Genomic DNA, 24,123 nt, shown 5'->3' with positions numbered 1-24,123 from the left:
GGGAAATCTGGGGGCAATGAACCTGCGGCGAAGCGAAAGGGAATGCCGAAAACAGGATCATGCAACCGGACCGCCGGATCTCATAACGAAAACAAGGCGCATCGGATTTCCATCGTCATGCCGATTCTCGCCGGGACGTTGTTTATATCACATCATTTTTGCAAAGTGCGAGGCTTTCACCCAATCATGGACCGAATGATTGATGCCGTTTTGCCGGCCCCCCCGAGATCGAGAAATGCCGAGGCTGCCCGCGGTTTTGCGAGCGCCGCGCTGACCGCATTGGCAACGATCTCGGACGTCAGACCGGCCTCCGGCAGGATCTCGGCGAGCCCGAGTGTCCTCAACCGTTCCGCGCGGACCGTTTGTTCCGTCTCTCCACCGGCAACGAAGGGAATGAGGATCATCCGGCAATCGGTCTGAAGCAGATCGCCAACGGTGTTATAGCCCGCCTGCGAGATGGAAACCCGCGCGCCGCGAAGCAGCGATGGGAAATCCTTGCGAAACCGGGTCAGCGTAACGTTCGAGGGCGTTGCCTTCGAAAGGCTGGCGAAGTCCGCCTCGGGAAGGTTCGGCCCGCTGATCAGGAGCCACCGCAGGTTCGCCGGCAACATCGCGGCCGCGCCATTGGCCGCGCGAAGCAGGTCGAGGCCGACCGCTCCGCCACCAGCGGATGCAACAATGTCGAAGGTCTCTTCAGGATCAGCCGCCCGCGGGGCCGCCACCAAGCCGGTATAGAGGAGCTTGGAGGCAATCTCCGCCGTCAGGGGAAAGGTATCTTCCAGGCGAACGAAGCTCGGATCCCCGTGCACCAGGACGCCGTCGAAATGGTCTCTGACCAGCGCCACGGTCTCCTCGTCGCGCCCGGGCTTCCGGTTCTGCTGCAGGATATCGCGCACAGAGCTGAAAAGCTTCGGCCGTGGATGCGCTCCCTCGATTGCATCAAGAAGCGGGAGCAGCTCGAACCGCATCTGCCGGCGGCCAAAAGGAAACGCTTCGATGATGACGACGTCGGGCGCTGTATCATGGAAGGCTTCGAGCAGCAGATCCCGACGTTTGCGCAGGAACGCCTCGTCGGCGGCAACACCATTGCTGTCCGCAAGTCCGGAAAAACCGGCATTGCTTGCAACGACCGGTGGAAGCGCCACCGTCCTGATGCCGACTCCCGGAAACCCCGGGACCGGCAGCCCACCGGTCACGACAGTGACGTCGAACCCGTCGCTGACAAGCGCGCTCGCGATGCGGCTTGCCCGGGCAATATGCCCGATGCCAAGCAAATGCTGGACATAGAAAAAGACCCGGGGCGCGTTCATGAGGCTTTCTGCCATTCCTGTTCAAACAGATGGCCGAGCTCGGTGATGCTCACCTCGTGGTCAAAATGCTCGCGCACGCGTCTTTCGGCTGCATCTCCCAGCCGCGACCGCAAGGCAGGATCGCGGATCAGTGCCTCGAGTGCCGCTGCAAACGCCGCAGGATCCTCGGGTGGCACCAGCCTGCCGTTTTCACCGTCGACAAGAAGCTCCGGCACACCGGATACCGACGTCGAGACGCAGGGCAGGCGCTGGCTCGATGCCTCCACCAATACATTCGGCAGGCCGTCGCGATCGCCATTGGATGCAATCCGGCAGGCAAGCGCGAAAACATCGGCCTGGCGGTAGTGATCGAGCACGTCCTCCTGTGCGAGTGCGCCCTTCCAGCTGATCCGATCCGTCAGATTGAAATCCGCAGCAAGTGCCTTCAGCTTCGGCAGCTTGTCGCCGCCGCCGATATGCTCGAAACGCCAGTTCAGGTCGCCGGGCAGCAGTGCGAGTGCCTTGAGCAGCGTCTCGTAGCCCTTCTTCTCGACGGCACGGCCGACGCTGAGAATGACGACAGGGTCCGCCGGGTTGCTGCCGTCGCGCTGCGATCGCTGGCCGCCGAAATGCCCGAAACGCGCTAAATCAAGGCCGTGATAGCTCAGATGCACGGCGTCCTTGCGGGGGGTCAAGGTGCGCATGTGCTCATAGCCGCTTCGCGTGCAGGTCACCGTCCAGCGGGCGCTGCCAAGCTTCTCATGCAACTCCCAGTCCGGCGATGTCCAGATGTCCTTGGCATGGGCCGAACAGGTCCAGGGCACACCGGTGAGGATGCTCGCATATTCTGTCACCGAGGCAGGGGTATGGATGAAATGTGCGTGCAGCCACTCGCCGCTATCCGGCCATTCGCGCGCGAGCACCATCGCCTGTCCAAGCCGCCGGAAGCGGTTGCGGGAAATGTCACGCGGGAGGTCCTTGAGGAAGCGCTGCCAGAGAGCCTTGATCCCGGGCCGCCGGAAGCTCGCAAACAGCCCCTTCAGCACGCGGATCGGCTCTTCGTGAAGATACTCGGGCAAATAGACGACGCGTGCCCTGATCTCGTCATGCACGGGATGCCGCTTCTTGTCGGTTGGCCGGCGCATCGAGATCAAGGTCAGGTCAAACCCCGCCTTCTCCAGACCGAGCAGTTCCTGGGCGATAAATGTCTCCGAAAGGCGCGGGTAGCCTTTCAGCACAACGAGAATCTTACGACGCTTCGACAAGATCTTGTTCTTCACTCGGCCCCGACGACGGACAGATGCGGGCCCCGGCCATCCAGCCAATGTCCGACCGTCTGCGAAATGTGATCGAGGCCCTGCAACTGCAAGGTACAGCCGCTCTTCGACGGCGGCGCGCGTTCGGGAAGTCGTTTCAGGGCCTCGGACATCACCTTGGGATCTGCCGACTGGTCTGGCAGCAGCATGTCGATCAGGCCAAGCTCACTCGCTCGCCTGGCGCGCAGCAGCTGCTCTTCGCGTGGCTTCACCCGGGGAACAATGAGTGCAGGCTTGTCGAATGAAAGGATTTCGCAATAGGTGTTATAGCCACCCATGGCCACAACGCCGGTGGCCCCCACGATCAGCTCTTCCATATTATTGTCGAACTCGATCACCTCTATGTAGGGAATGCGGGACCCTTTTGCCACCAGCTTGGAGCGCTCGGCAGCCGGCATATAGGGGCCGAGCACGACAAGCGCCTTTTGCTGCAGGGAAGGGTCTTGCTCATAGGCGTTCATGACATCGTGAACGAGATCGGACCCATCGCCGCCACCGCCGGTCGTGACCAGAATGTAGTTGTCCGAGCGCGCATTGATCGAGGTCTTGCTCGTGGAGACACTGCGCTGCAGAAATCCGACGAAATCCATCTTTCTGCGCACACTTGCCGGGACGTCCAGGCCGATCAGCGGATCATAGAAATCAGGCGGCCCATAGACCCAGATGGAATCGTAATACTGGTCGATCTTCTGCATGATGCCGTTCCGCTTCCATTCGGCATCAAGCAGGTGGGGGGCATCCATGATCTCGCGCAGGCCAAGCACCAGAACGGTGCCCTGCGCCTTCAGATAGGCCAGCGTCTCCTCGACCTCGCCCTTCAGTCCCATCGGTTCCTTGTCGACGATGAAAATGTCTGGCTGGAAGGTTTCGGCGGTGTGTCGAATACTCGACTCACGCATCTTCAGCGTTTCATGCAGATCGATATGGCTCGCCATCGACGTATATTCGCCGTTGCGAAGCTTGATGACACTCGGGATCTTCACGAAGTCGACGCGCGCCCGGTAGTCGAACGCGCCGGCAATCGTGGCTCCGGAGATGATCAGAATATTAAGCCCGCGATAGTCCTCGACCAGAGCATGCGCGATCGCGCGGCAGCGGCGCAAGTGGCCGAGCCCGAACGTGTCGTGGCTGTACATGAGGATACGGGCATCTTCCAGGCGCCGTGCCATGGGCAATCCTTCTGCGCTGTGGATCATACGAGCACCGCCGGTTTTTTGCTGGCCGTCAAAAGACAAAGCAGTGCTCCGCCGGGCTGGCCGCTATTTGTAGGGATCTGCCGCATCGCGCAAGCCGTCTCCCAGAAAGTTGAACGCCAAAATCACCAGAACGACAGGTATAATCGGAAAAAGCAACCATGGATAGAAGGCGATGACGCTTACGCTCTTTGCTTCTGTCAGTAGAATGCCCCAGCTGGTGATCGGCGGGCGCAGACCGAGGCCAAGGAAGCTGAGCGCCGTCTCGCCGAGGATCATGCCGGGAATCGAGATCGTGGCAGAGGCGATCAGGTGGGACATGAAGCCCGGAACAAGATGCCGGCCGATGATGCGCGGCGTGCTGGCCCCCATCAGCTGGGCAGCCTGGACATAATCCTCTTCACGCAGGGCCAAGAGCTTCGAGCGCACGGCTCGCGCAAGACCAGTCCAGTCGATGATACCGAGGATGACCGTGATCCCGAAATAGATGACGATGGGGCTCCACGTGACAGGCATGATCGCAGCCAACGCCATCCAGAGCGGAAGGCTTGGCAGAGACTGAAGAACTTCGATGACGCGCTGGACGATCAGATCGAAGACGCCGCCCCAATAGCCTGCCAATCCGCCGATGACGATCCCGAGGCAGAAGCTGATGGCGATACCGATCAGGCCGATCGTCAGCGAAATGCGGGCGCCATAGAGAATGCGCGACAGCACATCACGGCCGAGGCGGTCAGTGCCAAGCAGGAACATCTGCCCGCCGACTGCCGGACAAACCAGGTGAAGATCCGATTTGACCAGCCCCCAGAACTTGTAGGAATCGCCGCGGCAGAAGAAGCGGATCGGCTGCACCTCATCCGGCTTGTCGGAGTAAAGCCGATGGAGGGTGTCGAGATCGAGCGACATGCTGCGCCCGTAAACGAAGGGGCCGACGAATTTGCCATCGTGGAAGAAGTGCACGCGCTGGGGCGGGGAATGGATGAAGTCCACATTCTTGGTATGCAGCCCATAGGGCGCAATGACCTCGACGACGATAATCATGGAGTAGAGCGCAAGCAGAAAAATGCCGGAGGCAAGTGCCAGCCGGTGCTGCTTGAACTTCCACCACATCAACTGCTTCTGCGAGGCAAGGTGGATGCGCGATTGCGCAGCCGTCATCCCCTCGGTCGCCATGGGATCGAAGGGTGCGGTCGAAACATAATGCGGCATCGGCGCGCCGGGCGGTGGCAAGGGCGACATCTATTTGGTGCTCCTGCCTTGCAGGCGGATACGCGGATCGAGAAAGCCAAGTGCGATATCGGAGACGAGCACCCCGATGACGTTGAGGAAGGCGAGGAACATCAGGAACGAACCCGCAAGATACATGTCCTGGCTCTGCAGGGCCTTGATGAGCATGGGGCCTGTCGTCTCGAGCGACAGCACGATGGCGACGATTTCCGCCCCTGAGATGATCGAAGGCAGGATCGATCCGATATCGGCGACGAAGAAGTTGAGAGCCATGCGCAGCGGATACTTCACGAGCGCGCGAAGCGGGTGAAGCCCCTTGGCACGGGCGGTGACGACGTATTGCTTCTGCATCTCGTCGAGCAGATTGGCGCGAAGCCGCCGGATCATGCCGGCCGTCCCCGCAGTGCCGACGATAATGACCGGGATCCACAGATGCGAGAGAATGGACCGCGCCTTTTCCCAGCTCATCGGTTCGTTCAGGAACCTTTGGTCCATCAAGTGCCCGATCGAGACGCCGAACCAGATGTTGGCGAAGTACATCAGGATCAGGGCCAGCATGAAGTTCGGGATGGCGATGCCGAGCAGACCGAGAAAGGTCAGCCCGTAGTCGCCCCAACTATACTGATGGGTCGCCGAATAGATCCCGATGGGAAAGGCGATCAACCACGTCAGCAGGATCGTGGTAAAGGAAACGAGCATCGTCAGCCAGAGGCGATCACCGACGACTTCCGAGACCGGCAGCTGGTATTCGAACGAATAGCCGAAGTCCCCGTGCAGCATGCCGCCGACCCAGAAGAAGTAGCGGACGATCTCGGGCCTGTCGAAACCGTATTGTATCCTGAGTTCTTCGATTTCCTGCAGGTTGGCACTCTCGCCCTGCGCCCGCAGTTCGGCGATCTGGCTTTCGAAAAAGTCGCCCGGCGGAAGTTCGATGATGGTGAAGACCAGCGCCGAGATGATGAACAGTGTCGGCACCATCGCAGCAATGCGCCAGAGGATGTATTTCAGCATCCCTCAAGCCTCCTTGAACCAGAAGGCATCCGGCATGTAGAGGCCGAGATAGGATGTCGGGTCAAAACCATAGAGGCCCTCATCCGGCACGTTCTGCAATTTGGCGGATCGGACGATCGGCTGCAGCGTGCTGTTGATGAGGCCGATCGAGAAGACCTGCTGTGTATAGAGCGCCAGCATCTGATGCCAGATCACCTCTCGCTCCTCGAATCTCGTGGTATCACCCCACTGTTTGAGAAGCGCGACGAGCTGCTGTACTTCCTCGAGGTCCGGGGCGCTGCCTTCCTGCCCGGCCGACAGGTGATACATCCCCCAAAGCGGCCATTGCAGTTGATCGTCGACGGTTGGCGCAAGCTGCCCCGGAGGCATGTCCGCGGTCGCAACCCCATTCTCGATGCCGTACCAGATCGACATCATGATCGTGCCGCTCATGGCGCGGCTGCGGAAAACGTCGCGTTGTGAGGTGCGGGTATAAAGAGCAAGACCGACCTCAAACCAATGATCACGCACCAGTTCCAAAACGTCGGTGTCGAGGTTGCTTTCGCCAGCGGTCTCCACGGTGATTTCGGCACGGCGACCATCCGGCAACAGCCGAATGCCATCGGCGCCACGGTTCTCCAGCCCGAGCTCGTCCAGGAGCTTGTTTGCCTGATCGGGATCATGAGCAATGAAGGCTTCCGCATATTCGGGTCTGAAGAGGGGGCTATCGGGCAAAACGGTATCAGCGCTTGCCTTGCCGAGACCATAGAAGGCAACCATGTTGATCTCATGCCGATCGATCGACATCGACAGCGCCCGGCGGAAGCGCGTTTCCCGGAACAGCTTGCGCCAGACCTCGTCGGCGCAGTTGAGGTTCGGCAGGAGCGCCACGCGCGATCCGCGCACCTGCTTCCACAGGTTGACCTTCACGGGGAACCGCTTTTCGGCATCCTTGAGGAATGTGTAATCGTTGAAGTCGACGCCAGTGGCCTGCAGGTCGGATTCACCGGCGCCCGCCTTGGCGGCGATGATCGAGGATGAACTGACGTTGAGGACGAACTTGTCGATGTAGGGAAGTTGTACCCCGTTCTCGTCGATGCGATGGAAAAACGGGTTTCGCACGAACACGAATTGGTCGGCCGGCAGAGGCGTCGTGTTGCGCCAGGGATCAAGCGTCGGCAGTTCCGGATTTTCAGGACGCGAGGAACGCGACATCTTGATGTGCAGATCCGCCCACTTCTTGACGCGGTTTTCCTTCATCAGCGCCGAAATACGGAAATCGTCCTGGTATTTCTTGTGAAACTGCTTGAGATAGTGCCCCGGCCCGAAGATCACGAGCGGCAGCGGACCGGCAAGCGCCGGCAGGAACATCGGATTGGGTCGCTCCCAGGTGTAGCGAACTGTCAAAGCGTCGAGCACTTCGAATTTCGGCAATGTGCCATGGGGTCGCAACTCGAGCGCGCCACCACCAGGTGTCAGGTCCTTGTTGAGGATCACGTCCTCCCACCAGTAGCGGAAATCGTCCACCGTAAAGGGTGCGCCGTCGGACCAGCGGTGACCTTCGCGCAGATAGAAGGTGAAGACCGTGTCATCCTTGGATTCGAAACCCAGGAGAATATCAGGCTGGAACATCAGATGCTTGTCGTAACCGACCAGGCGCGAATAGCCATAGACGGTCATGTAGCGGATATCCTTCTGGCTGCCGATGATCGTGCGTACCGTGCCGCCATAGACGCCCGGCTGGCGCCCCGTATCCTTCATCTTGACGATCCGCGGATGCGTCGGCAGGCGATCCACCATGGGTGGAATGCGCCCTGCGCGCAGCCAATCCCTGAGGAATTCGGGTTCGATATCGCGATCCGCCGCCGCCTTGACAGCCGAGGGCAACACTGCCGAACCGATAAGACCACCTAGAAACGTACGCCGCGTTACCATGAGCGAAGCTCCTTTGCGTCTGCACCCTTGCGGGCACGCACAAGATGGCCGTTGCCGAGATCAGCGTAGGCGAGCTCGGACGCATCATCATGCTCCGCCGTAAAGGTAATGCCCCAGTTCTGCTTGTCTGCGGCGCCGTTTCTTCGCAGCGCCTCGAAATCGAGCGGACGGTTGAGGTCGGGGAAGGGGACCGCCGCCAGAAGCGATTTCGTATAGGGATGCACCGGATCGCGCAGAATGATCTCGCGCGGGGCAATCTCGACGATGCGCCCCTTGCACATCACCGCGATGCGGTCGGCCATGTAGTCGACGACCGCCAGATTGTGCGAAATGAAGAGATATGTCAGTCCGAGATCCTTCTGCAGGTCTTTCAAAAGGTTCAGGATCTGTGCCTGGACGGAAACGTCGAGGGCCGATACAGGCTCGTCGAGAATGATGAGCTTTGGCCCGAGTGCCAGCGCGCGCGCAATGCCGATGCGCTGGCGCTGCCCGCCGGAAAAACTGTGCGGGTAACGGTTCAGATAGCGCCGGTCGAGGCCGATCGCACCCATCAGAGCCTCTACCCTCTGCTTTCGCTCGGCGCTATCCCCGCGGTCATGGATCTCCAGCGGCTCGCTGAGGATATTGCGCACGGTCATGCGCGGCGACAGGGACGAGACCGGATCCTGGAACACCATCTGTATCTTGGTGCGCAATTCCTGCAGATCGTCGCCGGAAACAGACAGGACATCGATCACGTCCTTGCCGTCATTGAAGACCACCGAGCCACCGTCAGGCCTCACGGCCCGCATCAGGATCTTGCTGACCGTCGTCTTGCCGCAGCCGGATTCGCCGACGAGCCCCAGGCATTCCCCTCGGCGGATGTCAAAGCTGACATCGTCGACAGCATGAACGAGGGCGGCTTCGCGCGTTCCAAAAAGGCCGCGATTGCGGGTCTTGAAGGTCTTGGAGAGGTTATTGACGGAAAGCAGGATCTCCGGCCCTTCGGCCTTCACCTTCTTCTTGCCGATCAGGGACTCCAGGTTGACAGGCACGTCGCGCAGCGCCTTGAGACGTTCGCCGGGCTTCATGTCGAAATGCGGCACTGCAGCCATCAGGCCCTTGAGGTAAGGATGCTGCGGGTTGCGGAAGATCGACTCGACCGGTCCCGCCTCCATGATCTCGCCATGATAGATCACCACCACCTCGTCGGCCATGTTGGCAACGACGCCGAGATCATGCGTGATCAGCAGCATCGCCATTCCGAGCTTGTGCTGCAGGTCGCGCAGCAGCTCCAGGATCTGTGCCTGTATGGTCACGTCGAGCGCCGTCGTCGGCTCGTCGGCGATCAGGAGCGCCGGATTGCAGATCAGCGCCATTGCGATCATTGCGCGCTGGCGCATGCCGCCCGAGAGCTCGAAGGGGTACATGTCGAAGGTGCGCTTCGGATTGGCAAAGCCGACGAGACCCAGCATCTCCTCGGTCTTTTCGCGTGCTTCCTTCTTGTCGGCCTCCGTGTGGATGAGGAGCGCTTCGCTGATCTGATTGCCGACGGTGTGGAGCGGCGACAGCGAGGTCATCGGCTCCTGAAAGATCGTCGCCATGCGGCGGCCACGCAGGTCACGCATCTCCTCGCTGTCGCGGGAATAGCGCAGAATGTCTGTCGTCTTGCCATCCAGCGGGTCGGTAAAGAGGATCTGCCCCTCCGCCGTTGCGGGGTTTGGCAGGATGCCCATGATGCTTTGGCTGATGACCGATTTGCCTGAGCCGGATTCTCCGACGAGCGCAGTGACCTTGCCCGGCAAAATACGGATGTTCGCGTTTTTTACGACGCGCAGGCGATCGCCGAAAACCGAGAAAGAAACGTCGAGGTTCTCGATGCGCAACAGATCCGAGGCGGACGCCATACCAATGAAATTCCCCAGTTTTTCCATGTTCCCGTTAAGGCACACTAGCGTACCGCAATCGGGGTGTCCAGTTGATGACGGACACGTGAAAACCCTGGCATTTTACAGGCTGAGGAAGATTAAATCTCGGCTGAATCTGCGCCCTGGTATCTCTACTGGACGAATTCCTCCACCGTCGGTCTTTTGGCCTGCTTGCGAGCATCGCGATGAAGCAGAATGACCTGTTCCGCCTCGGAAAGTGCGGCCGGTGCGACCTCGCGGAAATTCTCTTCGACATGCAGGACGGGTGCTGGCACATGCGGCTGCAAGACCGTGACTTTTTGGCGGATGCCGCGGAGCTTTTCCTCGCCGAGAGTGCGCCACTCACCGCCGCAGTAGCCGGCAAAGGCCTGGCTTGCTATGACCTCGCTCGAATATTTCTTCGTCAGCGATTGCAGGCGCTGGACCTCGTTGACGGCCGAGCCGAACGCCGAAAAAGTCAGGCGATCCTTGAGGCCGACATTGCCGAACATGACGTTGCCGACGTGCAGGCCGATCCCGTAGGAAACCTTGGTCAGGCCGGCATCCAGTCGCTCCCGGTTCAATTCCGCGACACGGGCTTGCGCCTGGTGGACCGCGGAAAGGGCTGCCTGACAGGCAATCTTGGATGGATCCTTGTGCCGGCCACAGGGATAGACGGCCAGGAAGCCGTCACCGAGGAAGCTCAGGATCTCACCGCCATTGCGGTTGAATGGCGCAGCGATGGCGTCGAAGAACTGGTTCAGCGTATCGATGTAGGCCTGCCGCCCCTCCTTTTCGGCATACACGGTCGACTGACGCATATCGCCCATGACGAGAGCCGCACGGATCGTCTCGCCGTCGCCACGGCGGATCTGGCCATTCAACACCCGCTTTCCCGCATCGCCGCCGAGATAGGTGGTGAGCATATTGTTGGCGAGCTTGCCGAGAACCGCCATCTTCGCGGCAACGGCAAGATGGTTCTGCATGCGCAACAGGGCATCGATCATGTCGTCGGAGAAGCCGGCGTGGCTATCCGTCGACCATGAGCCCATCATGCCCTGAACCGAGCCATCGCCGAATGGCTGGACGAAAGCCAGATAGTCGGTGATGCGCTCATCGCGCAGATCGAGGAAGACCGGGAATTCGGCGGGGCCATCGGCCGGTATACGGCGACGGATGTGCTGCAGGTTATTGTCCAGGAGATAGTAGTAGGGGCTCTGCAAGAAGCGGTCCGGCTTCTGCCCGGCGGCATGGCGATAACCCTCGATCGTGACACCGCTTGCGCGTCGCCATGTAAAGCTCAATGCGTCGTAAAGCGGGTGCAGCATCGAAAAGGTCAGATGCACGCGCGCGATCGGCAGCCCTGCCGCCGCAATACGCTCGCAGAATCCGCGAACGATGCTTTCGAGGTCATCTCCGGCCAGCGACGAATTCGTCAGCCATTCAGCGACCCGATCCAACAAAATAGAGGATACGCTGGATTCGATCGTGCCCATTCTTGGTAGTATCCTCATAAAGCACGTCCATTCATGAAAAGCGTCGCAACCCTGCCTGCAGCAACGCCGTGCGCAGGGCGGGAAGGAGGATGGACGAGCGGTAATATTGTGTCAACGATCTGCCGGGAACCCGGCAGCGGCACCTGTCAAACCCTTGATAAAGTGGGCAGGATAGGCAGTCCTTTCTCGTGGTTCGTTATTCGATTTAAATAGGCACGGGGCCAATCCCAAACAATGGTATCTGAGCATTTTCTGACCCTGCAATGAAATCTCTTGGGGCATCCGCGCCTTTTTGGTCACACTGGTCGGGACTGCGGGAGGATCGAGGCACAGCCGCAGCGCGAGTCTTCGCGGCACATCAACGGACGTCGATTTGGCGGCGGGTTTCAATTGGTGCGCTCTTACATTAGATCAAGGTACCTTCAGCACTATGATGAGACCTGCCTTGGCGAGTTCCTCCACCTACGACGTCCTTTCAAACAAGATCGAAACCCGCAATGCCCGAGCCGGTGTGATTGGGCTCGGCTATGTCGGCTTGCCGCTGGCAATCGCCATTGCCCGCAGCGGCTTTGCTGTCACCGGCTTTGACATCGACCCCAACAAGATCGTCTCCCTGGATGCGCGGCGTTCCTATATCGATGCGGTCGCAAGCGACGACCTCGCAGCCGAAATTGACGGTCGGCGCTTTTCGGCGACGACGGATTTTGCCGGGCTTGCGGCCTGCGACATCATTGTCATCTGTGTTCCGACGCCGCTCACCAGGCATCGCGATCCTGACCTTTCCTTTGTGGAGGCAACCTCTCGGTCGATTGCCGCTCATCTGCGTGCCGGCCAGCTTGTGGTGCTGGAATCGACGACCTATCCGGGCACCACGGACGATGTCGTCAAGGTCATCCTGGAGAAAACCGGCCTGAAATCCGGCCGCGACTTCTTCATCGGTTTCTCGCCCGAGCGTGAGGATCCGGGCAACCAGCACTATCATACGGCGACAATTCCGAAGGTTGTCGCCGGCGATGGCGCAGAGGCCCTGGCGCTGATGAAGAGCTTCTACGGCGCTGCGGTCAGAACCGTCGTGCCGGTGTCTTCCAACGCCACTGCAGAAGCCGTCAAGCTGACCGAAAACATCTTCCGGTCGGTCAACATCGCGCTCGTCAACGAGCTGAAGACCGTCTACGCCGCCATGGGAATCGATGTGTGGGAAGTGATCGACGCGGCCAAGACCAAACCCTTCGGCTACATGCCCTTCTACCCGGGCCCGGGCCTTGGCGGCCACTGCATTCCGATCGATCCCTTCTACCTCACCTGGAAATCCCGCGAATACGAGTTGCCGACGCGCTTTATCGAGCTCGCTGGCGAGATCAATTCGGCAATGCCGCGTTATGTCGTCGGCAAACTCGCCGAAACACTCGACATCAAGGCCGGCAAGGCGCTCAGCCGCTCGCGGGTCCTGATCCTTGGCCTCGCCTACAAGAAGAACGTCGCCGACATTCGCGAGAGCCCTTCATTGCGCCTGATGGAGATCATCGAAGAGCGCGGCGGCAAGGCCGACTACCACGATCCCCATGTCGGTGAGATCCCCTCGACGCGCGAATATCAGCATTTGAAGGGCCGGAAATCGGTCGATCTGACGCCGGGGGCCCTGGAAGCCTACGATGCAGTTCTTGTCGCAACCGACCATGATCAACTCGACTATGCGGTGATCGCAGAGAATGCGCCGCTGATCATAGACACCCGCAATGTCTTCACACGCCTCGGGCTGTTTGCCGACCACATCGTCAAGGCGTAATATCGACTGCTGGCAGTGTCTTGCCCGTGATCTGGCTGGCAGCGACGGCGTAGCCGCCGCTGGCACCGTCGACAAAGTGCACGTGGTCGCGTGACACCGGTGTCGGGACAAAACAGGTCATCAGCGCCGAGGACTGCCGGTGCAGGCCGTAACGGGCAATGCCCTTTGCTTTCGCCTCTTCGAGGAGCGCCTGGATCCGGCCAAGATGGTCGGCATCGACGTCGATCGTCATCTTCAGCCCGTCGTCGAACTTGCGGAAATCTGAATTTCCGGAGACGTCTTGGGTGTAGCGCCGGGCGTCGAAACGGCCAAGCTTGATGCCGAGCCTGTGGAGCGCGACGATAAGCGCGATCTGCAACAGGATGATCACCTTCCGCAGCAGTCTCTTTCCCGGCAGTGCGGTTGCCTGTGCCTCACGATCAACGCCCTGCAGTGAAAAGGCAAATTCAGGGCCATCCACGGGAATCGGGTGGCCGCCACGGCCCTGTTCTGAAGAGATAGCCACGACGTCCATCACGAGCTTGCGAAACTCCGGGCTGGGGCGCCCGCCCTCGGCCGGTACGGCGATAATGGAGACGATCTCGCCGTTATGCGCCGCAATCGGGCTCCACCGACAGGAGAGACCGGTCAGATCCGGCCGCGTCCCTGGCGGTGCAGGCTCGACACCATAGCGTCCGGCCTTCATCTGGCGCTCGGCCCAGCTGGCTCCGCCGCCGGCAAACATGGCATAGGTTACGAAGGGACTGGCGGCGTGACGGGCGACGCGAACGTCCAGGCCCTCCTTGCGAATATCGGAAAGGGGGACGACCGCAATGCGCAGCGTCAGGCCCATTTCCTCCTCTACCCATCGCTGCGTAGCCGCCAGTGCACTTCGCGCCACATTCTCGAGGTTCCCCGGCAGCGCAACCACGGCACCATCGCCGCCAAACACGAACGGGTAGTCGCCCTTGTCAACCGCATTCAGGACGGCTGAAATGACGCTGACGCCCGCCATGTTGACGTCCTTGTAGCGGCCGGCGGCGATCGCCTGCGTCGAACCGACGATGTCGGCAAGGGCCAGGAACCAGCCGTCGGGTAGCGGGTGATAGTTGCTCGTATCGGTTACCCGCTCGAAATCGGTGAAAACGGGTACGTCGGCAAAGAATCTTTCATTCGAGATGTCGTTCATCTGAGAAGCCTAGCACAGACCCATGCTGTAACTGCAACGCCATTTTCCCATCTACGGCAATCGACTTCATACAGTTTCATGTGCTAGCACCGCTTTCGAAAAACGATTGAATGGACAAGAACATAGATGAGCCGCCTGGACAGCTTCATCCGCCGATTGACGGCTCAACGCGACATATTGAATGCGATCGTCGAGCTGGTGAACGGCACCGAGGGGCCGGTTCTGGAATTCGGCCTTGGCAATGGCCGCACCTATGATCACCTGCGCGAGCATTTTCCCGATCGTCGCATCGTTGCCTTCGACCGTGACGTTCGCTCCTATTCGTCTTCGACACCTCCGGCGGAGAATATGGTGACCGGCGATATCCGCGAATCCGGCCAGGCCTTTCTGGGAATCGGAGCGGCACTCGCCCATGCCGATATCGGCACCGGGCATGACGATATCGATGCCGTCACGTTGACCTGGCTGCCGCAACTCATGGCGGGCGTGCTTGCCAAGAATGGCATCGCCGTCAGCGGTCTGCCGCTGGATCGCCCGGAACTGGAGCCGCTCGAGCTACCGGCAGGAGTCAAGGAAGGCCGTTACTATCTCTATCGGCGGAAATAATCAGGGAAGAAACAAGACGTCGTACTGTTCAATGCTGCCAGGCAGGTTGACGACCTTCATCTCCTGTTCTTCCTCCTCGAAGAAGACCAGGCAATCCTCGTAGTAACCGGCGAGCGTCCTGATGAATTCGCGGGTCTGTTCCGCTCCGTAAAAGAGCGGCGTGAATTCCATATAGAGCGGCACGCGGCGCGACAGGAGCGGCGCCATCGAGGCGCAGGCGACAGGCTCATAGCCCTCGATATCCATCCAGACGAGACCGATATCGAGGGGATCGATGGAAAGCTCATCGAGGATCTCGGTCACCGGTCTGACCGGGACGCTCGTTTTCTGGTCGCTTGCACTTTTCCGGTACGCGCTGCTCTTGCCGTGATTGTCGGCATTCATGAAGAAGTCGATCTCGCCAGCCGTCGCCCCGGCGGCACAGTTGACCAGCGTCACGATTTGATCGAGCCTGTTCTGGCGGATATTGGTCTGCAGCAGGGGGAAGTTGCGCGGATCGGGCTCGATGCTGACGATGTGATCATAGGCGCCGCTCAGTGCGAAATAGACGGTCTGCGTCCCGATGTTGCCGCCAATCTCCAGAAGATAGCGCCCGTGCATGAGCCCGCGCTCACGCAGCACCGCAATCAGGCGGTCCACATGCTCGCGCTCAAAGTGCCCCTTTCGAAAGACCTTACGCCCAATGTAGTCGGACGGCGAGAAGGTCATCAGATGATCGCCAGCATCGACCGTCATCGACACGACGCGCGGCCCGATGCTCTCGATCAGCAACCGCCTGCCGGTGCGAGTATTGAAGAACCTTTTTGCGACAGCGTTGCGCGCCTTTCGCAGCCGTTTCTGCCAGAATTTGGTGTTGAGCCAGCCGCGGCTCGTCATGCGTCTTTTCCTTCGATCAGTTCAGCGGCCTTGTCGCTCGGAATCACATAGACTTTCAAGGGCAGGGCGCGACCGCGCACGCTGATTTCACGGCTTTCCACACCCGCCGTGTCGGCCCCGGAAAGGCTTGCGACCGCGTCGGATATGACGATGGCCGCATCGAATTCCTTGGCTGCGGTCTCCAGCCTGCTTGCAACGTTGACGGTGTCGCCGATCGCCGTGAGGCTGCGCACCCGGCCATAGCCGAGCGTTCCGACGACGGCGGGCCCCGTGTGAATTCCGATGGCGATGTGAAGCGGCATGGATAGTTCGTCCGAAAGCTCGACGCCGAGCTTTTCGATGTCGCGAACGATGGCCGCTGCCGCGGCAAGCGCCTGACGACATGCCTCTTCAGGCGCGCTGCCGATGCCGAAGAGCGCCATGGCGCCGTCACCGATGAACTTGTCGACACGGCCGCCTGCCTTTTCAACCGCGTTTCCAACCAGGGCGAAATAGCGGTTGAGCAAAAATACGATATCGAAGGGCAGGCGCATTTCCGTCAGTGACGTGAAGTGGCGAATGTCGCAGAAGAGAACCGTAATCTCACGCTCGCGTCCGGGGCTGGTTTCCTGTGCGTTTGGCGGCAATGTCGCCTCTGGTGCCGCGACGAGCAGTGGTGCGACGGTTACATCATGATTTGGCCGCAGCTGGCAGGCAAGCCGCACATCGGGTGCTGCCTTGATCCTCTTCAGCGTCGTTTGCTCAAGCTTGTCAGGCGGCGGCAGATCCTCGTATCGGCCAAGGATCTGGACGCGGCAGGTCGAGCATTGCCCCTTGCCGCCGCAGACGGAATAGTGCGGCAAACCACCGAGCCGGCTTGCCTCCAGAACCGTAAAGCCGCGCGGCACGCTGATCGCTTCGCCACCCGGATAGCGCACTGTGATCTGATTGACCCGCTCCCTCCACCGTCGCCATGTCCGCGCGCCGACGACGATCAAAAGCGCGCCCGAAAACGAGCCGTAGAGGCCGGCGCGGATCATGGTAAGCTGGCGTTGAGCCTCAGGGTTCGAGTAATAGCGCGTGTTGAGATTCTCGAGATAGCGGTCGGTGTTGACCATGCCCTCGAAGGCCGGCTCCGCAATCGTCCTTCCCATTTCAATGAAGCCGAGTATGCCAAGCACCGGCAAGAGGATCGCGACCGCGAGAAGCATGGCGGCGATGGTGTCGTACCAAGGCCGGTAGCGAAGCCAGAAATGCAGGCCGATACAGCCATGGATCCAGACGGCAAGCAGTGCGATGATCTGGCGCCATCCGTTGCCAGGAGAGGTAATCCAGAGCAACCGAACGATCGTCTCGTAGTCGTCCCGGTAGTGAAACAGCGTATGGGCGATCCGCGTGCCGATGACATGGTCGATCAACAGCAGCGGGATCGCGATCCCGAGCACGATCTGGGTCATCTCGCCCGCCGGCATGACAAGGCTGCGGCGCCTGTAAACGGCCCTCAGCACCAGCGTGATGTGAACGAGGACGGCGCCGTAGAGGACGACGGTTCCGACAGGATTGCGCCAGATCGCCAGGAATAGCCTCCGCCCATCGTCGGCTACCGGGACGGAGATCAGACCCAGCGCATGGTTGGACAGATGCAGCAGGACAAAAAGAAACATGACGAGGCCGGAACCAAGCCGAGCTCTTCTGATCGTCCGCTCTGAAAAAATACTGGTGGCAGCGACCGTCGCCATTCATTCCCGTTCTTGAATACCAAATGACAAATACAATAGAGAGGACGGAATTGAGGTGGAATTGCCGCCGTCTCTGATTGTGATCGCCTTTCACATGCTATCAGCAAAACCTAAGGAAGCCGACAATAGCGGAATTTCTCGTGGCAAGCCCAGACATCGATTGTAAACAGTGTGTGTCCACGGAGGCGCTTTGATGCGGGTTGCATTCTATGCGCCATTGAAGTCCCCGAACCATCCCGTTCCCTCAGGTGACCGTCTGATGGCGCGCCTCATCATGAGGGCTCTGGAGCTGGCCGGACATTCCGTCGAGGTCGTCTCGGAGTTTCGCAGTTTTGCTGCGACCGCCGAGGATGCCGCCGGGCTATGGTCGGCGGGACACGCGGAACTGCAACGTCTCCGCAACGACTGGTCAGGCGGGCTGCGCCCGGATCTCTGGTTCTGTTACCATCCCTACTACAAGTCACCCGATTTCTTCGGACCGACGCTCTGCCGGGAGTTCGCCATTCCCTACGTCACGGCCGAGGCATCCTATTCGGCGAAGCGGGACGCCACCGATTGGGCACCGCTGCAGAAACTGGTTGTGGACGGAGCCCGTAGCGCCGCCGTCAACATCGCTCTTACGGAACGCGACAGGGCGGGGCTGGCAGAAGTCCTGCCGACCGGCTCGTTCGCCGTACTCAAGCCCTTCATCGACACTGCGCTTTTCGAGACCGCCCTGCATCAGGCAAAGCCACAACGGCTGATCGCCGTCGCGATGATGCGCAGCGGCGACAAGATCAAGAGCTACACGATGCTGGCGAAGGCGCTGAGGCTGCTTGGCGATCGTGCCTGGACACTGGCGATCGCCGGTGATGGGGCGATGCGGGCCGACGTGGAGCAACTGTTTGGCGCCTTCGAACCGGGCCGTATTGAATGGCTCGGAGAGCTGAACGGCAGACAAATCGCTGCTGAACTCAGCCGCTCCGGCATCTATGTGTGGCCGGGTTGTGGGGAAGCCTATGGGCTTGCCTATTTGGAGGCGCAGGCGGCCGGGTTACCGGTGGTCGCCCAGAGGACGGCGGGCGTTCCGGAGGTGGTCATCGACGGCACGACTGGCTATCTGACGGCCGACGGCGATCTGCCTGGCTTTGCCGCGGCAATAGCGGCTTTGCTCGACGATCCAGGCAGGCGCTCGACAACGGGTGCAAATGCGCGCCAATTCGTTCTGGAAGAACGTTCGCTCAAGGTCGCGGCGAACGCCCTCGACACCATTTTGCGGACTTACGTGAGACGAGAAGCATGACCGACGATCAGATCTGGCTGTCCCTCCGGAGGGAATTCGACCGCTGGCAGCACGCAGGTCGAAGGGCACGGCTCTGGTTGCGCGACGACGACGCGATCGAGCCGACCGACGCACTCGAGAGCCTGCTCGCGATCACAGGTCAAGCTTCCGTCCCGCTGACCATCGCCGTCATTCCAGCCTCGACCGGCGAAGCACTGGCAACGCGCCTGTTGCGCGAAAACCATATCCTTGTCGCCGTTCACGGCTGGTCACATGCAAACCATGCCGGCCCGGAGGAAAAGAAACAGGAGCTCGGCCGCCATCGGCCGGCCGACCTCGTACTCGGCGAATTGCGCGATGGCCTTGTCACCCTTCAGGGCCTTTACGGCCCCAGGCTCGTTCCAATGCTCGTGCCGCCCTGGAACAGGATTAGCGCCGAGCTCATCCCGCTGCTTGGAGCACAGGGTTTTGATGCGCTGTCGATATTCGGCAGGACCACGGCTCACAGCCCGATCCGCCTGTTGAACACGCATGTCGACGTCGTAAACCAGCGCGGACAGCGTGGGAACCGCCCGCATGCCGATCTGGTCGCGGAATTGGTTGCAGAGTTGAAGGCACGCTTTTCCAGGGACGATGAGCCGGTTGGCATTCTCACCCACCATCTGGTGCACGGCCCGCCGGAGTGGAAATTCCTGACCCGCCTCTTCCAGGAGACCGGCAAACATCCGGGCGCCGCCTGGATGTCGGCGCGCGATCTGCTGGACTAGATTTCGAGGACCTGATTGTCCCTTGCGGCGAAAGCTCCTGGAAATGCTGCCTTGGCCTCCTGTTCCATCTGCTCGAGCTGCGTGTCGGTTCGCGATGGAGCATGGTGGAACAAGGCAAACTGCTTGGTACCCGCCATCTTGGCCAGTTCGACGCCATGCTGCCAGGTGGAATGGCCGAAGCCCTTGAAGCGCTGCATCTCGTCTTCGTTGTAGGTGCAATCATAGACGGCGAGATCGACGTCCTTCATCATTTCAAGCGCAACCGGATCGTAAACGCCGGGGATATGCTCGATATCGTAGATCAGGGCGACGGAGCGCCCCTGCCATTCAATGCGGTAGCCGATCGCACCGCCCGGATGGTTCAGCATGAAAGTCTTGATCTTGACGCCGGGCCGCGGCTCCAGCGTCTGGCCTGCGTGAAAGTCGCGGAAACTCATCGTCGCCTGGCAGATGTCGGTCTTGACCGGGAACCACGGCGGGCTGATGAACTGCTCGATCATCTCGCGTGTGCTCATCTTGCCGTCGAGATGGCCCGACCAGATCGTCAGGTCGATCGTCGGATAGTAGATGGCCTTGAAGAAGGGCAGGCCGATGATGTGGTCGTAATGGCAGTGGCTGAAGAACAGGTCGACATCCCTGACATCCTCGTTGAGCATGGCAAGCCCGGCTTCGCGCACGCCTGAGCCGGCGTCGAAGATCATCCGGTGTTCACCGCAGCGGATTTCGATACACGAGGTGTTGCCGCCATAGCGATCGAATTCGGGGCCCGAGACCGGGATGCTGCCGCGAACGCCCCAAAACTTTACCTGAAACAGATCTTTACTCATCGCGTCTTCAAAATGGGCCGACCTCTCTACGCCATGGTAATCATACTTTGACGAACAAGCGAAGCGTTGAGTTTTGTCGGCGACCCGTATCCTTCGTGCCGTTTCTACCAGCTGCGAGCAGAATGGTAGATATTTCTAAGCAATCGGTTTTCACGCCAGAACGCAACTGCTTAAGGTTTGTTTTCAGTAAACGGACGATGCGCCTGACAAGATAGGAGACGGCATGGCCCGCATTGCCTGTCTATTAGATGGTTTCTCGACTGCCGGAATACAATTGAGTGCTTCTCCGCCAATAGTATGAGAGCGCCGCGTGCGGTTTGGCCACGGGGCAGGACGACGATCGTGCCCCCTGGTTGCTCCGCCTAATGCAGACCGCCAACGCCAAGCAAGCGCTCGACAGTCGCGTGATCGTCCGACAGCGCCTTTGGCGTACCGGCCCAGGCGAGGCGCCCGCGCTCCAGCACGATCACATGGTCGGCAAAATCAAGCGCGCTCTGGATGCGTTGTTCAACCAGCAGGATCGTCATGTCGCCGGTCTTCGCGAGCTCGGCGAACGCAGCCATGAGCTCCTCGCAGATGACAGGTGCCAGGCCCTCCAGCGGCTCGTCAAGCAGAAGCACCGACGGACGACCAAGGATCGTGCGTGCCGTGGACAGCATCTGCTGTTCGCCGCCCGAAAGCTGGTTGCCAAGATTGCGGCGTCGCTCCTTCAGGCGCGGAAACATGCCATAGGCTTCCTCAAGCGCGCTCTTCGGCCGGCCCTTGAGGCCGACGAAGAGGTTCTCCTCCACCGTCAATGTCGGAAAGATGCAGCGCGCCTGCGGAACATAGCCCAGTCCCTTGTGCGCTCGTGACGCACTTGGCATGGCCGTCACGTCGGCACCACCGATCCGGATCGTGCCGTCGTAGCGTTTGGTCTGCCCGGCGAGCGTCGCAAGCAGGGTGGTCTTGCCCATTCCGTTGCGGCCTAGAACGGCAAGGCGCGCGCCTGATGGAACGGAGAATGAGATGCCTTCGAGAACCCGTGTCGGCCCGTAGCCGGCCGACAGGTTTTCGACCTCAAGCGGCGTGGCTGGCATTGGCATAGCTCCCGAGATAGGCCTCGCGAACGCGGGCATCCTTGGTAACGTCGGCGGGCGATCCATCGAAGATGATCGTGCCTGCCGCGAGAACGACAACGCGCCTGGCGAAACGGAAAACAAGATCCATGTCGTGCTCGATCATCAACACAGCGAGATCGGCGGGCAGGTCGGCGAGCGCCTGCTCGATGCGACCGGTGTCACTCTGGGGAACACCGGCGGCCGGCTCGTCAAGCAGGAGCACCTTTGGCCGCAGGGCCATCGCAACGGCGATTTCCAGGAGCCGCTGCTGGCCGTACGCAATCTCATTCACCTTCCGATGCATGAGGTGGGCGATCCCCAGCGTACTGAGCAGCTCGCAGACTTCATCCATAACATCGGGCATGGCAAGAAAATTCCCGAACATGCGCCCCGTGCGTCCTTGACGCTGGAGGATGGCAAGGGCGACATGCTCGGCCGACGTCATCTCGAGGAAGAGCCGGGTAACCTGGAAGGACCGCACCAGGCCGCGCTTGACACGGCCATTGGCACCAACTTTCGTGACAGTCTCGCCCGCAAGCCGGACATCGCCGGAATCGGGCTGCAAGTTGCCGGTCACAAGATTGACGAAGGTCGTTTTGCCAGCACCATTCGGTCCGATCAGCGCCACGCGATCGCCCGGCGCCATCGACAGCGAGACATCGTTTGTCACGGCAAGGCCGCCGAAGGATTTCTTCAGGTTGGCAACTTCGAAGACGGCGTTCATTGTCCCGCCTCCTTCCTGCGGTTAAAGAAGGCTGCGGCGGAGCCGTAGAGCCCCTTCGGCGCGAACAGGACAACGGCGATCAAAAGCGCGCCCACCATCGTCAACCAGTGGAATGGATTTGCCGCTGAGACATAGTCCTCGAAGAGCATGAAGATCACCGTGCCGGAAAGCCCGCCGAACAGTGAGCCCGTGCCACCAAGAACGAGCATGACCAGTGACTCCGCCGACAGGGTGAAGGAGAGGCTGTCGAGGCCAACGACCTGTGTGGTGATGGCGTTAAGTGCCCCACCGACGCCGGCGACCGCACCCGAGATCACATACATTTTCATCAGGGCAGCCTTTGGCGAGGCGCCCATGGCCTTAATGCGCAACGGATCCTCCTTTATGCCACGGCACAACATGCCGAAGGGCGAGCGCACGATGAGGCGCAGAAGCACAAAGACGATGAGCAGCAGGACAATCGCAAAGACGTAGGCGGTATGGCCGTAGAGATCGAATTCGAAATATCCGAGGATAGGGTCGGCAGAGATCCCCGACAGACCGTCGCTCCCGCCGGTCCAGCTGGATGCCTTGTTGGCGAACTCGTGGAAGAGATGGATGAGCGCGATCGACAGGACGAGTTGCGGCAGGCCATGGCCACGCAGGATAATGACACCGCTGATCAGTCCCGCGACAGCGCCGCCAGCGATGCCCGCAAGGGTCATCAGCAGCGGATCATTGATGCCATAATGCGCCGAGAGAATACCTGCAGCATAGGCGCCCGAACCGAAGAGGGCCGCGTGTCCAAGCGTCGCGACGCCGCAATAGCCCGTGACAAGATCAAGCGAAAGAACAAGCAGAGCGACCGCGACGATGCGGGTAAGCAGCGCAAGATTGTCAGGAAACAGGAAGTAGCCGATGACAGCAACGACCAGGATCGCCACAGCGCCTGCCGCATCACGGCCGAGCGATCGGTGGCGGCGGGCAGAGGCGGAAACGCCTGCTTCGGTGTTCATGACGGCAGCCATTCTATTTCGTCCTTCCCGCCAGACCGCGCGGGAAGATGCAGATGATCGCAATGACCGCGAGGTAGAAGAAGAATTCGCCGAATTCCGGCATCAGGTAGCGTCCTGTCGTATCGATGCCGCCGAGCACGAGGCAGGCGATCAATGCGCCCGGGATGGACCCCGCACCGCCGACCGAAACGACCACGAGGAAGGTCACCATATAGCGCAGCGCGTAGTAGGGTTCGACCGGCAGCAGTTCGGCGCCGACAACCCCGCCGAACGCGGCAAGGCCAACGGCAACGGCAAAGCTTAGCGCATAGACGATCTCGGTGCGTACCCCGAGTGCCGCCGCCATCGCCGCATTGTCGACGGAGGCGCGCAGCTTCACGCCAAAGCTGGTCCTTTCGATCGCATACCAAAGTCCGCCCGCGACTGCGAGACCGCACAGGATAGCAAACAGGCGGTGGACAGGGATGGTTCGGAAGCCAAGGTCCGCCGAGCCCTGCAATCCCGATGGCAGCGGGATCGTCTTCAGGGTTGGACCAAACACGTAATTGGCAATGCCGATGATGCAGAAGGTAATGCCGATCGTCATCAGCACCTGCGTCAGCTCTGGCGCCCCATAAATCCGCCTGTAGAGAAAGCGTTCGACAGGAATTGCGATGATGACGGTCCCAACGACAGCGGCAAGCACCGCAACACCGTAACCGAGCCCGAGATCGCGCCCGGCATAGGACGCGATGTAACCGCCGATCATGGCGAAGGCGCCGTGGGCGAGATTGACGACGCGCATCAATCCCATTGTTACCGACAGACCGATCGAGATGACGAACAGCACCATACCATAGGCAAGCGCATCGACGGCTATGCTGAAGACTGTTTGCATGAGGCTATCCCGATGCTGTTGGAGCGGGCCGGCATTGCGGTGCTGAGAGCGCGCTCGGCGCCGCAAGCATCCCGGTCCGCTACAGA

20 protein-coding genes are annotated in these 24,123 nt (G+C 60.4%); 4 read left to right on the top strand and 16 right to left on the bottom strand.

Going from position 1 to position 24,123, the window contains the following annotated elements:
• Window positions 1–176 precede the first annotated feature (176 nt).
• The 8 genes from C934_RS0110420 to C934_RS0110385 form a co-directional block, all read right to left on the bottom strand.
• Entirely contained in the window at window positions 177–1,310 is a 1,134-nt protein-coding gene (locus tag C934_RS0110420) for a glycosyltransferase family protein (RefSeq protein WP_026371724.1), read from the bottom strand.
• A complete protein-coding gene (locus tag C934_RS0110415; protein WP_156828746.1) occupies window positions 1,307–2,554 on the bottom strand; it encodes a glycosyltransferase in 1,248 nt (415 codons plus the stop codon). Before C934_RS0110415 ends, C934_RS0110420 begins: the two co-directional genes overlap by 4 nt.
• An 11-nt stretch (window positions 2,555–2,565) precedes the next feature.
• Window positions 2,566–3,774, bottom strand: coding sequence for a glycosyltransferase family protein (locus tag C934_RS0110410; RefSeq protein ID WP_018856660.1), 1,209 nt, complete (start codon window positions 3,772–3,774; stop codon window positions 2,566–2,568).
• A gap of 90 nt (window positions 3,775–3,864) precedes the next feature.
• Entirely contained in the window at window positions 3,865–5,037 is a 1,173-nt protein-coding gene (locus tag C934_RS0110405) for an ABC transporter permease (RefSeq protein ID WP_018856659.1), read from the bottom strand.
• The gene (locus C934_RS0110400; RefSeq protein WP_018856658.1) at window positions 5,038–6,036 is read right to left on the bottom strand and encodes an ABC transporter permease; all 999 of its coding nucleotides are present in this window, start codon (window positions 6,034–6,036) and stop codon (window positions 5,038–5,040) included.
• Window positions 6,037–6,039: 3 nt separating this feature from the next.
• Entirely contained in the window at window positions 6,040–7,950 is a 1,911-nt protein-coding gene (locus C934_RS0110395) for an ABC transporter substrate-binding protein (protein WP_018856657.1), read from the bottom strand.
• Window positions 7,944–9,836 carry an ABC transporter ATP-binding protein gene (locus C934_RS0110390; protein WP_018856656.1) on the bottom strand — a complete coding sequence of 631 codons (1,893 nt, stop codon included), beginning with the start codon at window positions 9,834–9,836 and terminating at the stop codon, window positions 7,944–7,946. Before C934_RS0110390 ends, C934_RS0110395 begins: the two co-directional genes overlap by 7 nt.
• A gap of 152 nt (window positions 9,837–9,988) precedes the next feature.
• Window positions 9,989–11,332, bottom strand: a complete 1,344-nt coding sequence (locus C934_RS0110385) for an adenylate/guanylate cyclase domain-containing protein (protein WP_018856655.1) — start codon at window positions 11,330–11,332, stop codon at window positions 9,989–9,991.
• 430 nt (window positions 11,333–11,762) lie between these two features.
• Between C934_RS0110385 and C934_RS0110380 the strand changes: the two genes are divergently transcribed.
• A complete protein-coding gene (locus C934_RS0110380) occupies window positions 11,763–13,118 on the top strand; it encodes a nucleotide sugar dehydrogenase (RefSeq protein WP_198011810.1) in 1,356 nt (451 codons plus the stop codon).
• On the opposite strand, the gene C934_RS0110375 is transcribed toward C934_RS0110380, so the two are convergent.
• Complete coding sequence (locus tag C934_RS0110375; protein ID WP_018856653.1) at window positions 13,108–14,286, bottom strand: DUF3095 domain-containing protein; 1,179 nt, start codon at window positions 14,284–14,286, stop codon at window positions 13,108–13,110. The two genes, C934_RS0110380 and C934_RS0110375, sit on opposite strands and share 11 nt — an antisense overlap.
• 126 nt (window positions 14,287–14,412) lie before the next feature.
• On the opposite strand from C934_RS0110375, the gene C934_RS0110370 reads away from it, so the two are divergent.
• A complete protein-coding gene (locus C934_RS0110370; RefSeq protein WP_018856652.1) occupies window positions 14,413–14,892 on the top strand; it encodes a class I SAM-dependent methyltransferase in 480 nt (159 codons plus the stop codon).
• Here C934_RS0110370 and C934_RS0110365 read toward each other — a convergent pair whose 3' ends face one another.
• Together C934_RS0110365 and C934_RS0110360 are read right to left on the bottom strand one after the other, a co-directional pair.
• The gene (locus C934_RS0110365) at window positions 14,893–15,768 is read right to left on the bottom strand and encodes an FkbM family methyltransferase (RefSeq protein ID WP_018856651.1); all 876 of its coding nucleotides are present in this window, start codon (window positions 15,766–15,768) and stop codon (window positions 14,893–14,895) included.
• Window positions 15,765–17,486 carry an adenylate/guanylate cyclase domain-containing protein gene (locus C934_RS0110360; protein WP_018856650.1) on the bottom strand — a complete coding sequence of 574 codons (1,722 nt, stop codon included), beginning with the start codon at window positions 17,484–17,486 and terminating at the stop codon, window positions 15,765–15,767. Before C934_RS0110360 ends, C934_RS0110365 begins: the two co-directional genes overlap by 4 nt.
• A 193-nt stretch (window positions 17,487–17,679) precedes the next feature.
• On the opposite strand from C934_RS0110360, the gene C934_RS0110355 reads away from it, so the two are divergent.
• Together C934_RS0110355 and C934_RS0110350 are read left to right on the top strand one after the other, a co-directional pair.
• Complete coding sequence (locus C934_RS0110355; RefSeq protein ID WP_018856649.1) at window positions 17,680–18,768, top strand: glycosyltransferase family 4 protein; 1,089 nt, start codon at window positions 17,680–17,682, stop codon at window positions 18,766–18,768.
• Window positions 18,765–19,514, top strand: a complete 750-nt coding sequence (locus tag C934_RS0110350; protein WP_018856648.1) for a polysaccharide deacetylase family protein — start codon at window positions 18,765–18,767, stop codon at window positions 19,512–19,514. Before C934_RS0110355 ends, C934_RS0110350 begins: the two co-directional genes overlap by 4 nt.
• Here the strand turns inward: C934_RS0110350 and C934_RS0110345 are convergent.
• The 5 genes from C934_RS0110345 to C934_RS0110325 form a co-directional block, all read right to left on the bottom strand.
• Complete coding sequence (locus tag C934_RS0110345; protein WP_018856647.1) at window positions 19,511–20,341, bottom strand: MBL fold metallo-hydrolase; 831 nt, start codon at window positions 20,339–20,341, stop codon at window positions 19,511–19,513. The genes C934_RS0110350 and C934_RS0110345 overlap by 4 nt on opposite strands.
• Before the next feature lie 362 nt (window positions 20,342–20,703).
• A complete protein-coding gene (locus C934_RS0110340; RefSeq protein ID WP_018856646.1) occupies window positions 20,704–21,420 on the bottom strand; it encodes an ABC transporter ATP-binding protein in 717 nt (238 codons plus the stop codon).
• On the bottom strand, window positions 21,401–22,165 hold the full coding sequence (locus C934_RS0110335) for an ABC transporter ATP-binding protein (protein WP_018856645.1): 765 nt from the start codon (window positions 22,163–22,165) through the stop codon (window positions 21,401–21,403). The genes C934_RS0110340 and C934_RS0110335 overlap by 20 nt, the downstream gene beginning before the upstream one ends.
• Entirely contained in the window at window positions 22,162–23,172 is a 1,011-nt protein-coding gene (locus C934_RS0110330) for a branched-chain amino acid ABC transporter permease (RefSeq protein ID WP_018856644.1), read from the bottom strand. Before C934_RS0110330 ends, C934_RS0110335 begins: the two co-directional genes overlap by 4 nt.
• A gap of 1 nt (window position 23,173) precedes the next feature.
• Window positions 23,174–24,037, bottom strand: coding sequence for a branched-chain amino acid ABC transporter permease (locus C934_RS0110325; RefSeq protein WP_018856643.1), 864 nt, complete (start codon window positions 24,035–24,037; stop codon window positions 23,174–23,176).
• Window positions 24,038–24,123: the final 86 nt, after the last annotated feature.

The organism is Rhizobium sp. 42MFCr.1 (assembly GCF_000377185.1).
Lineage (GTDB): Bacteria > Pseudomonadota > Alphaproteobacteria > Rhizobiales > Rhizobiaceae > Rhizobium > Rhizobium altiplani.
This window is presented reverse-complemented; position numbering and strand designations above follow the sequence as displayed.